Here is a 12272-nt window from a genome sequence, read left to right on the forward strand (position 1 = left end):
AAATACTTTTAAAAAGGTGTATGTGTCTAAAGTCAGAGTCAAACAGGAAGAATCACTTTCAATTAAGTTTCTCCATCAGATGGAGGTGGGCGATAGCCGTCGACTGGATCTGTATTTTTTTCTTCCTAAAGAGATGGGCATTAACCCACAAAGTCTGAACGAAGAAGAGTATTATCACTCTTCAATTACAGGACGCCGCTCATACTACTCATCGGGGCTGCACCTGCCTTTAGTACAAAGTCGCTTTGTGAGTCAAAAAAAGCGCACCGTAGAGGAGTTTAGGCTCTACTTGAACTTGTTTGCCTACCAGTTTTCCGTGGCGATTGAGACCGATAGCAAAGAGCTCGCTCAGATTGAAGATTTTGAGCGGTTTTACTCATCGCTCGATGAGTTGAGCGAACAAGTTATTCATCTACTCAAGCGTTTTAGGCGTAATGAGCCCAGTGATGAAAAGTGGAAATCATACTTCGAAAATGCCGATAATTATCTTTCTTGGTTATGTGAGCAGCGCTTGCTTAAGCTGCTAGCTCATGCGCCTAGAACCAGTGACTTTAATGAAATTAACGATAGAGTCGTGGCGCTTTGTCGGGCTGAGGCGCTTTATCGTCAAGAGCGAAGTTATAACTCATCTCAAACCATTAAAGATCCCAACCGTATTGCCAATAAGATGCTGTTATTAAGGCGTCTTATTCAGCAGGGGGTGGTACTTAAAGAGGATTTGAAGACCTTAGGCGTAGGGCTTAAGAAGATGACTACGGGCATTGCAACCGCAATGGTGATGTTGGTTGTCTCAGCACTGATTATTAAGGCGCAGGGTTTTTTTAGTGGCTTAACGATTGCGCTGGTGCTGACGCTTGCGGTGATTTACGGTTTTCGTGAAATCTTTAAAGATGATATTCGTAATGCCCTATGGCGGCAGATCCAAAAAGGGCGGCCGCGTTGGAGCCGAACGTTAAGCGATACAACCAGTAAAAATACCGTCGCTCGACAGTTAGTTTGGCTAGAGTTTATGCGCAAAAAAGACCTTCCAGATGCCGTATCTCAGATCCTAACTAAGCGACACAGCCAGAATAAAATTGATGCCGAGATCTTTCATTATGGGATCCATACTAAGGTTTCGCAGAAGGATTTCTTAGCGGGATACTCAACAATTCAAGAGCAGGTTAACTTTAGCTTTGTTCCTTTTGCACGTAACTTAGAACGTGGTAAGGCTAAGATTTATAAAGAGCAAGACGGCAAGATCAGTAATGAGTCCGTTGAACGTCGATATCAAGTGAACCTGATTTTGGCATTGCGCGAAGGTAAGCAAGCACCACAGTATGCGCGCTATAAGATCACCATGAATCGTTCGGCAATTATTGAGATCACCGAAAGCGATTTACCGTCAGGAGTGGCAACCATGGAAGAGGCCCCTTTTAAGGAGGAGCTTAAGGGTAAAAGCCCTCTGGTAGAGTGAGGGCTGATAAACAGTCTGGACAACTAGCCGTTTTAAACGAGCAGTCTGGTATATGCTTGGCAGATATTCTGGTCACCAGTCTGTTTAGCGCGTTTAAGTGCAACTTCTGCATTAGCTATCAGTTGCTCTAGGCTTTGCCCTGCTTGATAAGAGGCTATACCGATACAAATCCCTTCTCCTAAGCTGTTATCATTAAGGCGATTTAAGGTCTCAATGGCAAAGTAATGCGCCTGATCTGAATCGGTATCGGGCAATACGACAATCAACTTACCCAGCTGCCAATGGGACATCTGGTAGCGATGAGGCAGGTCGCGTAGTAGGTGGAACTCAACTTCTTTTTGACGCGATTCTAGTTGGCCAATATCACTCATATGACTCAACATATCCTCGGCACTAATATCGATCATCAGCAGGCTAGTAAAGTCTTTACAGTGCTGGCTCAAATTACTGAAGTAACGCTCTAAGTCACTTTTATGGTTGAAAATAGTGCTTCGATGCGGTACTAAGCTGCCGTCCTCTCTGTTGGTCTGCTTAACGACTGCTTGCTCAAAACTAAAAAGAATAAACTCGAGTTCACCTGAGCTATCTAGAAGACCTTTTAATGTGGCCTGCAAACAACTGTTTTGACCATGGTTATCAATTGCAAATACCTGACCTTTCCAGCCCCCTTCAATCTGCAGCTTTTGGGCTATTTGCGGCCATTGGTTACTAAAGTCTTCGCTTAATAGGCCACTAATATTGAGTGCTTGGCTGTCTTCAATCTGTAGTAAGGTGTTAAATGCTTCATTAGACTTAACCACGTTGCCTTTGGCGTCGGTAAGAACACTCGCTACAGGGCCTTCGTTGAGCTTGTGACTCAACATTGCCTGCTCTTGGCTATGCTTGAGCTCACTGATATCTTGGAAAGTGACCAGCATATAGCGCTGCTTTTTATTTTTACTGACTTCTATACGCACAAGGATCTGCAGCCAAAGATGAGGCGATGTATCTGTGTATAGCTCGCATTCCCAATGCTCTGTTTTGTCAACAGTATCAATAAAATCAAGGTATTGGTCATCATCTAAATTCAAAATACGCTGTAAGCTGCGATCTGAGAGTTCATCGATAGGCAGTGAAAGTAATTTTGATGCTGAAGTGTTAGCAGTGAGTACCCGGCCGCTATCGTTGGCGATGATACAGCCTAAATCGCTATTAAAAAGGCGATTAGTCAGATCAATACTGAACTCTCGAGAGCGCTGCACTAATCGATAAAGATGAGCCAGAAAGATCACTAAGCAGGCAAGTAGCGTGAGTAGGGTGGCCCCTATCATAAGAATATTTCGCCATTGAGAGAACTTGGCTGCAATGTCCTCGTTCTTAATGTAGGACAGTAAAAAGTACTCTCTGCGGGTTTCATATTGGGTTGTTAGCTCAACTTTCAAATAAACGAAAGTCGCGATATCACCATGGAACTGACCAAAATTGCTCATTGCCATTTTGCGCCAAAGTGCGGGGTAAGACAGCTTTAGGCTACCGCCCATGGTTTCCGGTAAGCGACTAATGCTAGGTTTTTGTTGTGCACCAGCATAGAGCAAACCTTGGGTATCGAGCATCATCAAGGGGGCTTGCTTGCTCGAATAGGCGGGTTTAATCGCTTTAAGCATTTTAGACATAGAGCTATAGGTGACAAGGTAGCCACGAATGCTCTGATCTGGGTTCTCGAGCCATGCAAACTGGTATAGGTAGGGCTCAAGCTGGCCATCAATTGGCGTAAATTCCAATGGCGAGGTATATATTTCATTCCCTCCCATATTTCTGGTTCCACCGAGTAAAGCCGATGGTAGGTTGTCTTCACCAAAATCATTACTGGTTGCAAATTTGTGCTGCCCTTGTGGATCGAACAGCGCGATCCCTAAAAGCTCAGGGACATTATCGACTAGAATGTCCCAGTTACTAAGTAGCTTTTGCTGGTTTTCTGAGGTGGGAAGGCTAAGGTAGTGTTTTAGCCGTTCAGATTTTGCAACCATCTGAGTTCTAAACTGTTGGAATGACACTTTATCTGAAATAAGCGCACCAACCGCCTGAAGCTCACTGTAGCGCTGGGTTGCCCAATCTTCCTGCAAACGTCTTTCACCTAAAGTGATAATGATGTTAGTCAGAATGATCACCGAAACTAGCAGCATACAGATCTGGCTAGCGGCGGCTAAGATGCGCTGTTGAGACCAATGGATCCCTTGAGCACTGACTAATAGGGGAAGTTTACGGGTTAGCATGTATCGATTTTTATTACAGTTATTATGCTCAGCATCTTAACACGAATTAACATCTGAGATAGCGTTTGTTAATAGCATATCATCGAATTAATCTTGTATTTTGAGTTTCGTCAACCATACATTTAACCGACAATATCTAACTCACGCTGTTTAAAGCTAGCGCCTCTGCTCTCAACTAGCGTGCGGGATGCATCGATATCGACGCCCTCTAGACCATTGATTGCCGAGACTTGGACGTCATCAATATGATATTGGAGGGCGAGCTGAATAATCTCGTTATTTAAGCTTGCAGAGATTAACCAACGATATCGAGCTCTCTTTGTTTAAAGCTAGCGCCTCTAGCTTCGACAAGTGCACGGCATGCATCGATATCGACGCCCTCTAGACCATTGATCGCCGAGACTTGGACGTCATCAATAAATTGCGGTGCAAGTTTAATAAATTCCAGTAAGGCGGGGTAAGCACCAGCTAGTTTCGGACGGCAATGTTGTAGGTAAAGCGCTTCGGTATCGGCATTGAGCGAAATAGATAAGCTATCAACACAGGCGGCCAGCTCAGGCAGAATATTGCGTTTATGGAATAGGTTGCCGAGCCCATCGGTGTTCACGCGTACCTTGCCACCTTGCTGCTTAATCTCTTTAGCGACATCAAGCAAGCTTGTTAGATTAAGCGTGGGTTCACCATATCCGCAGAATACATATTCATCGAACTTTGACACTTCACCCAATTGCGCAATCAATTCGTCGGCTTTTGGCTGACGATTGAGATCAAGCTGATATTGATGAACCTGTTTGCTGCCATTATGCTTGGGGCAGAATTGACATCTCAAGGTGCAGCGACCAGTGATATTGAGGTAGCGGCTATCGCGTATATCGTAAACGAGGGTAGGTTGATTGTCGGTCATGAGGGCGTCTTGTTGAAAATAAGACCGACAAGCATAACGGCTAAGTTGATTAAAATCTGTTTGCTGGATCGGATTCTGATACTGATTGGCATTGCTGTCATCTAAGATGCATTAAAAAGGGAGGCTAAATGCCTCCCTTTTTCTACTTGCCTTTTCGACTCGCAATAGTCGAGCCTCACTCGGTATTCTTACGCTAGGTCTGAGCGTGCTCATGGTCTGGTTTTGGCTGCCACCACCAGTGGAAGAACCGGCTAAAGCCACGTCTGATATCATCTAAGATGATGTACAGAATTGGCACCAAGATTAATGTCACCACGGTAGAGAATAAAATACCGAAGGCGAGTGATGCGGCCATCGGGATCACAATCTGCGCCTGTAGGCTCCTCTCTAATAGAATTGGTACTAAGCCAACAAAGGTGGTGAGTGAGGTGAGGATAATCGCTCTGAAGCGATAACACCCCGAATCGACTGCAGCCTTAATGATGCTGTGCCCTTCGGCGCGAGCGCGGTTAACAAAGTCGACCAAGATTAACGAGTCGTTTACCACCACCCCAGCCAAAGCCACAATGCCACACAGACTCAAGATACTCATATTTAGGCCTAAGACAAAGTGGCCAAATAGCGCGCCAATCATACCGAATGGGATCACCGACATGATAATCAACGGCTGACTATAAGATTTCAGTGGAATAGCCATCAGAGCGTAGATGGTAAACAGCGCGAAGAAGAAACCTTGCAATAGACTGACTAACGCGCTTTGTTCGTCGGCACTGCCGCCATCGAGTGCGGTAGAGATATTTGGGTATTTCGCCTGTAGATCGGGTAAGAACTCCTCTTGGATCTCAGCAACCACTTTCGATGGCTCAACCTTATTGGTGTCTGCGTTAGCAATAATGGTAATCGCTCGGCGGCCATCGACACGGGTGATCGATGAGTAGGAGTCCCCAAGTTGTAGCTCGGCCACGGTCGAAAACGGCACTGCGGCGCCACTTGGAGTGCGAATGAGCATGTTCTCAAGATGACCTATGGTGCGACGCTGTTCTAGCGGGTAGCGCACCATCACCTTAACTTCCTCTTTATTACGTAAAATACGCTGGGCTTCATAACCATAGAAGCCATAGCGGACTTGGCGAGCCAGATCGGACAAGGTTAATCCTAAGGCTTCGGCTTCAGGGCGGATCTTGAGCTTAATTTCTTGGCTACCGGAGGAGAAGTTATCGGAAATGTCGTAGACGCCCTCGTAGCTACGAAGTTTCTGTTTCAGCTCTTCAGAGGCTTTGGATAGCTGCTCAAGATTGCTCGATGTTAACCTAAAGGAGATATCGCCCCCGGCGTCATTGGTGCTGGCATTAATATTCAGCTTTTTAACCGCCAATAGCTCGGGTATTTTTTTACGCCAAGCGCTAGCAATCGCTTCGCCATCGATATCGCGATCTTCGCCCTTTGTTAGTTCGGCAAACAGGAAGGCTGAGGTTCGAGAGCTCATATTGATAAAGCTGTGCTTGACCACCGGGTAGCCTAGCTCCTCTTCCATCTGAGTGTTCATGGCGTACAGAGCCTCTTCCACCTCCTGCACAACTTTAAGGGTATTCTCTTCTGAGCTACCCTCATCCATATCGAGACGGACTTGGATAAAGTCAGATGGAATATCCGGGAAGAAGACCCAGCGCACCTGACCACTGAGAACCAGTGCGATGGAGAGCATGAGTACACCGACAAAAACGGCCACCGTGTTGTAACGCTGTACAATACAGCGCTCCAAGAATGGACGGTATTGGTTATAAATAAAGTATTGCACCTTATCATTTAAACCCGCTTTAAGGCGGCCCAGCCGCCCAAGTTCTGCTCTGGGCTTGCGCGGTTTCATATGGGCAAGGTGAGCGGGCAAGATTAGTTTTGATTCCACCAAGGAGAACAGCAGACATAAGATCACTATCATGCCGATGGACTTCCAGATAATCCCTTGAGGGCCTGAGACCATCAGCATCGGCATAAAGGCGGCAATCGTAGTTAATACACCGAAGGTGGCGGGCATGGCCACTTTCTTGGCGCCCTTGACCACATTTTCTAAGGAGTGACCATGCTTTTCTATTTCACTATAGGCACTCTCACCAATGACAATGGCGTCGTCCACCACTATCCCTAGCACCAGTATGAATGCAAATAGGGTTAACATATTGATTGAAAGTGAGAACGGCTCGAGTGGCATAAACAACATGGCACCTAAGAAACACACTGGTAATCCCATCATTACCCAGAAGGCGAGCTTAATCTCTAAGAACAGCGCCAGAATAATAAATACCAACAGTGCACCGTAGAACATGTTCGACAACATCATGTTCAAGCGCCCCTTAAGGTAATGGGTTAAGTCGCCCCAGGTATCGAGCTTTGCCCCTGCAGGTAATGCATCACGCTTTTGTTCTATGTAGTCTTTAACCTGAGCCGAGATATCCAACGCGTTTTGATCATCAACACTTAATACTTCGATAATGGCAGCAGGCTGGCCGTTAAAACGGGTGTACTCTAAGCGCTCTTCAAAACTGTCATTAATGGTGGCAACCTGTGGCAGCATGACTCGGCTACCGTCGGGGCGAGAACTCACCACAATTTTGGAGAAATCTTCGCCGGTATAGGCTTGCCCCTTGGTGCGCAGCAAGATGTCGCCATCTTTAGCGCGAATTGAGCCGCCCGGTAGATCGATAGAGGAGTTTTGTACCGCCTGCGCCACCTGAGAAAAGGTGAGGCCATACTCTCTGAGTTTATCTTCAGACAGCTCTATTCCGATTTCGTACTCACGCACCCCAGTCACTTGTGCACGGGTCACCGCTGGGAGGGCGGCCACTTCATCACGAATGGTTTTCGCTAGCTCTTTCATCTCTTGCAGAGACTGCTCGCCGTAGACCGAGATCCAAATAACATTGTTTTCAGGTTTGATACGAAAAATATTAGGCTTTTCAATATTCACCGGAAAGGTGGAGATGGCATCGATGCGCAGCTTGGCTTCATCCAAGATATCTTGCGGATCGTAACTGTCTTCGACTTCAATGGTTACCGAGCCGACGCCTTCACTGGCGACAGAGGTAACCTTTTTAATGCCAATGATATCTTGAATGGCTTCTTCGATTTTAATATTGATCCCCTCCTCAATTTCTTGAGGGGCGGCGCCTGGGTAGGCAACTGAGATCTGTAGATAGTTAAGCTCAAATGATGGAAAAACTTCTTTGTTGATAATCAAGGTGCTGAATAAGCCGCCTATGATCAAAATCCACATCAATAGATTGGCTGCCACACTGTTGCGGGCAAACCAGGCGATAATCCCTTTCTGGGTGTCGTTTTCAGTGGTCATTATTGAACTCCTGCACTGGCAAGTTGCTCTTCGCTAGTGTCGCTATTATCAGTGTCAGAATCTTGGGATGAATTGGCGTCTTCGCCTAAGACTTTTACCACTTGACCATCTTCAATATTGGTGAGGTTGGTGAGCGATATACGTTCACCATCGACAAGGCTGTCTTTAATGTAGACATTATCGAGATCGCTTTTGACCACATTGACCTGTCTGAGCTCGATGCTGTTATCGCTGTTAACTATGGTGACTCGATTATCGCGAACCAAATGACGTGGGAGTTTTACGATACCCTCGACAGTGCGTCCCTTGATGATGGCGGTCACAAAGGTGCCGTATTTTAGCGGCAGCTGGCCTTCGTTCCGATTACCTCGAAGGTAGGGATCTTTCACCTCCGCTACCAAATAAACCATGCGGTTTTCGGCATCGATGACCCCTTCGCTGCGAACTATCTGTCCTTGCCATGTGATGGTTTTACCAGCCAAGTCGGCACTTAATATCACATCCGTGTCGGGGTTCTCGACCGACTCAAGATAAGCCAAGTCGCTATTTGATAGGGGGAGTCTCACTTCGGCGATACGAGTGTCGTATAGCTCGCCTAAGTTCGTGCCAAGGGTGACATACTGACCAAGATCGACGTTACGGGCCTTGATAATGCCATCGAAAGGTGCGCGAATAACGGTGCGCTCTAAGTTGCGTTGTGCACGGGCAAGCGCAGCTTGTTGAAACTTTACATTGGCTTGTTCTTGTTTTAACTGCGGGAGACGTAGTCCAAGCTCTGGGGGAATGCCGCCGTCATAACCCTTCCAGTCATTCTTGGCAACTTCACCTTTCGCGCGCTCCTCTTCTAGGGCTGCCTTGGCTTTTGCCAGAGAGGCTTGAGCCTGCATTAAGTCCGCTTCGTAATCAGAAGGCTCAATAACGGCCAACTCATCACCTTTTTTTACCACGCCGCCAGCAACAAAGTTATTTGAGATAGACAACATGCGACCCTGGACTTCGGTGACTAACTGAGTCTTATATTTAGGGCTAACAATACCGTATGAAGGCAGGTTTAACGACACGGTTTGCACCTGAACTTGTGTGACATCGACAATCGGAACTGGAACCTCATCCGCTTTCTGTTCTGGTGCTTCCTTGGTACTGATCAGGAGTTGAGCCGCAATAATGAAGCCTAAAAGAATAAAGAGAGGCGTCATTCTCCGAAGGATGGTTTTTATTTTATTTATCATCTGTTCTGCTTTTCCATGCAAAGACTTCTTCTGATTGCATAAATTACCAGACTCAAGGGCAAGGTGAAAACTTTATTTGTAACTAATATGTTTAAATTTGTAGGTGGAGTGTGAGATTTACCAAGGGAGCCATTACCAAACTTAAATACTTGGCATCATGGCAGCTCTCTGACTAAAGTTGTGACTAGTCTCGGTTGAAATCATACCGTCTAAGCGTAATATGAAGATCTAACGCGAGTAGGCCCACTTCAATGATTCGACTAGGGCAATGACTAATGGATATTAACGGTGATTAATTATGTTTAACGCAATTAAGGCCAATTTTCACCCGAGCCACCAAACGCACAAAGAAACACTGATAAAGTTTATTGTTTTACTGGCGATCATTGTTGTCTATTTTGGTTATATGAGCTGGAAATATAATGCGTCTACTGGCTTTGCGTTGGCGATATTGAGTTGGAGTTTTTTTGTACTATGCACACCTGTTGCCGATGGTGGCTTTTTAATCGCATTTCCTGTGCGCTTACTGTTTAATGTCAGGATGGCCATAACCCAAGTCGTGTTGTGGTTTATTGCCGTTGGGGTCAATATTTACTTTCTCAGCTTTTCTGAAAGTACTTATCAATTGACGTTTCTTACCCGACTATTACAACATATTTTGACTCAACCTATTCCTTATTGGAGCATTCTGGCTATTAGTGCACTTGGTACTCTTTTGTCGATCTATTTTGGAGACGAAATGATGGATGTAGTGACACATAAAGACCGAGTAAAGCATCATCAGCATGGCTTTAAATACCGCGTCCTTTTGGTTGTCGGTATGGGGGCGGTAACCGTAACGGCCTATTATCATCTGTTGCGTAGTTTGGGTGTGCATATACCTGCGTAATGGCGATAAAAAAGGCCACGTAAACGTGGCCTTTTAATGTTAATGTCGAAAAAGAAGGCTTGTATTTATTTCTTCTTTTTCTTCTTGTTCTTCTTGCTGAAGTTTTTGCCTTCTGGACCCGGCTTCTTCTTTCCTGGTGGTTTAGCTTCTTTATTCTTCGGACGCAAATCTTTAACGAAACGTCGCTTCAGTGGCTGCTCAATATAGCGCTCAATCTTACCAACAACACGAATATCATGGGCTTCAACTAGCGAAATAGCAGTACCTTTAGCGCCAGCGCGGCCAGTACGACCGATACGGTGAACGTAAGTATCTGCAGAGCGTGGCATATCGAAGTTGATAACATGGGTAATATCGTCAATATCGATACCGCGTGCGGCAACGTCTGTTGCTAGCAAGATATTCACTTCACCTTTGGTGAAACGACCTAGTGCTTGGAAACGCGCTTTTTGCTCCATATCACCGCGCATAAAGGCACAAGTGATCCCTTCTTTTTGTAGCAAGCCTTCAAGACTCGCTACTGCTTCACGTGTCTTAACGAAGACAATGGTGCGCTGCACCTCTTCTTGTTTTAACAGTGCGCACAACAGTGCAAATTTATGCGCTTTATCATCGGCTAGGTGGATCCACTGATGAATTTTGGCTTTTTCGCTACGTGGTGCTTCCGCTTCAAGCTTAACTGGGTTGGTGAGTAGCTCATGCGAGAAACGACCAACATCGCTGCCTTCAAGCGTGGCAGAAAACAGCATGGTTTGCTTACGGCCAACGGATTCGATAGCAATGGTTTCAACGACTGCCGAGAAGCCCATATCCAGCATGCGGTCAGCTTCATCGATGATCAGAACTTCGACCTCTTCAGCGTTGAAGTGCCCCTTGTCTAGGTACTCCATTAAACGACCAGGAGTGGCGACTAAGATATCAACGTTCTTCTGTAGTGCTTCTTCTTGAGGACCGTAAGGGACACCACCTGTGATGATAACCGTGTCTAAACCTAGGCCTGTAGCAAGGTGGCTGGCATAACGATGAATTTGGCTAGCAAGTTCGCGAGTAGGTGTCAGGATCAACACGCGCGCGCGGCCGCCATATCGACGTGGAAAGTCGAGAAGGTGTTGCAACGCAGGCAGAAGGAAGCTTGCAGTCTTGCCTGTACCCGTTGGCGCGCGAGCTAAGATATCTCTTTGCTCCATAGCAACTGGGATTGTTTGTTGTTGTATCGTAGTGGGCTTGTTATGACCCATTGCTTTCAGTGACTCTAACAAACGAGGGTCAAGCTGGAGATCTTCAAATTGCATGCGTGGCATCTCAATAAATAATAGCCGGATATTATAATGCTTATAGAAGCGACTTTAAACGATTAGATCGCCAGATCCTTAAAGCTTTAAATAAAAATCCTGACTCAGCAGGGTAAAGGCCAGACTGTAGTGACCGGTTTTCTCTCGGATATAAAGCTGTTGTTGAGCAACCGCCTGTAACTCAGTGCCGAAATTGTGAATTTTTTTTGCTTTTAAATCATGGCCAAGCACCAGTATTTGACGATTCGGTGCTTTACCTTCAACGCTTGCAGCTAGCAGTTTATGACAAAGTCTCAAATTATACGTCGACAAAATTGCCTCAAGCAGGCTGACAGACTCCGTCGGTAAAATTAGGCTGGCCTGTCCCTCGGGTGCCAATAGTTGCTTAATCGCCTGTAGCAAAGCGTCGAAACTTAAACTGTCAGTATGGCGCGCCGTAGCTCTTGAGAACTTGCTCGACTGGGGGCCGTTAGCAAAATAGGGAGGGTTGCAGATGATATGATCAAACTGACGCGCTTGCTCGCGCTGGCAATAGGCTTGGATATCGCAGCAGATAATCTCAAGACGTTCGGACCAATGGCTGGCATCGAAGTTTTGTTGGCAGTCTAGGGCGGCATCGTTGTCGAGCTCAATCGCGGTGATCTTAGCTTGACTACGTTGTGCAGCCATCAGGCTTAACAGGCCACTGCCTGCGCCGATATCGAGTATGGTTTTTGCTTGAACTAATGGCGCCCATGCGCCCAAAAGTACACCATCGGTGCTGACGGGCATGCCGCAACGGCTATCATCGACATGAAATAATTTGAAGGTAAAAGGCATTGCAACAAGAGTTAGTTTGGACTATTCGGCTAATTGTACGCTAATCAAACGTGTAGCGTAATCTACTAATCTAGGTTTAATTGTT

General features: G+C 46.1%; 8 protein-coding genes. 2 read left to right on the forward strand and 6 right to left on the reverse strand.

Annotated elements, in window-relative coordinates:
• The first annotated feature begins 22 nt into the window (after positions 1-22).
• Positions 23-1456: a hypothetical protein gene (locus SHAL_RS04350; protein WP_041415844.1), complete on the forward strand. Its 1434-nt coding sequence runs from the start codon at positions 23-25 to the stop codon at positions 1454-1456.
• A gap of 32 nt (positions 1457-1488) precedes the next feature.
• Here SHAL_RS04350 and SHAL_RS04355 read toward each other — a convergent pair whose 3' ends face one another.
• The 4 genes from SHAL_RS04355 to SHAL_RS04370 all read right to left on the reverse strand — a co-directional run bounded on the left by SHAL_RS04355 (position 1489) and on the right by SHAL_RS04370 (position 9187).
• Positions 1489-3708 carry a PAS domain-containing protein gene (locus SHAL_RS04355; protein WP_012275979.1) on the reverse strand — a complete coding sequence of 740 codons (2220 nt, stop codon included), beginning with the start codon at positions 3706-3708 and terminating at the stop codon, positions 1489-1491.
• A gap of 295 nt (positions 3709-4003) precedes the next feature.
• Positions 4004-4612 carry a TatD family nuclease-associated radical SAM protein gene (locus SHAL_RS04360; RefSeq protein ID WP_012275980.1) on the reverse strand — a complete coding sequence of 203 codons (609 nt, stop codon included), beginning with the start codon at positions 4610-4612 and terminating at the stop codon, positions 4004-4006.
• Between the two features lie 193 nt (positions 4613-4805).
• Positions 4806-7958, reverse strand: coding sequence for an efflux RND transporter permease subunit (locus SHAL_RS04365; protein WP_012275981.1), 3153 nt, complete (start codon positions 7956-7958; stop codon positions 4806-4808).
• Entirely contained in the window at positions 7958-9187 is a 1230-nt protein-coding gene (locus SHAL_RS04370; RefSeq protein WP_012275982.1) for an efflux RND transporter periplasmic adaptor subunit, read from the reverse strand. The genes SHAL_RS04365 and SHAL_RS04370 overlap by 1 nt, the downstream gene beginning before the upstream one ends.
• A gap of 298 nt (positions 9188-9485) precedes the next feature.
• On the opposite strand from SHAL_RS04370, the gene SHAL_RS04375 reads away from it, so the two are divergent.
• Entirely contained in the window at positions 9486-10076 is a 591-nt protein-coding gene (locus SHAL_RS04375) for a hypothetical protein (RefSeq protein WP_012275983.1), read from the forward strand.
• Positions 10077-10141: 65 nt separating this feature from the next.
• Here SHAL_RS04375 and srmB read toward each other — a convergent pair whose 3' ends face one another.
• A complete protein-coding gene (gene srmB / locus SHAL_RS04380; protein WP_041415845.1) occupies positions 10142-11368 on the reverse strand; it encodes an ATP-dependent RNA helicase SrmB in 1227 nt (408 codons plus the stop codon).
• 78 nt (positions 11369-11446) lie between these two features.
• Positions 11447-12187, reverse strand: coding sequence for a tRNA1(Val) (adenine(37)-N6)-methyltransferase (locus SHAL_RS04385; protein ID WP_012275985.1), 741 nt, complete (start codon positions 12185-12187; stop codon positions 11447-11449).
• Positions 12188-12272 lie beyond the last annotated feature (85 nt).

This window comes from Shewanella halifaxensis HAW-EB4, from assembly GCF_000019185.1.
Taxonomy (GTDB): domain Bacteria; phylum Pseudomonadota; class Gammaproteobacteria; order Enterobacterales; family Shewanellaceae; genus Shewanella; species Shewanella halifaxensis.

Bases quoted from the DNA above. Each gene is read 5' to 3' on its own strand.
- SHAL_RS04355 (WP_012275979.1), bottom strand. From the start codon at position 3,708: ATGCTAACCCGTAAACTTCCCCTATTAGTCAGTGCTCAAGGGATCCAT.
- SHAL_RS04360 (WP_012275980.1), bottom strand. From the start codon at position 4,612: ATGACCGACAATCAACCTACCCTCGTTTACGATATACGCGATAGCCGC.
- SHAL_RS04365 (WP_012275981.1), bottom strand. From the start codon at position 7,958: ATGACCACTGAAAACGACACCCAGAAAGGGATTATCGCCTGGTTTGCC.
- SHAL_RS04370 (WP_012275982.1), bottom strand. From the start codon at position 9,187: ATGATAAATAAAATAAAAACCATCCTTCGGAGAATGACGCCTCTCTTT.
- SHAL_RS04375 (WP_012275983.1), top strand. From the start codon at position 9,486: ATGTTTAACGCAATTAAGGCCAATTTTCACCCGAGCCACCAAACGCAC.
- srmB (WP_041415845.1), bottom strand. From the start codon at position 11,368: ATGCAATTTGAAGATCTCCAGCTTGACCCTCGTTTGTTAGAGTCACTG.
- SHAL_RS04385 (WP_012275985.1), bottom strand. From the start codon at position 12,187: ATGCCTTTTACCTTCAAATTATTTCATGTCGATGATAGCCGTTGCGGC.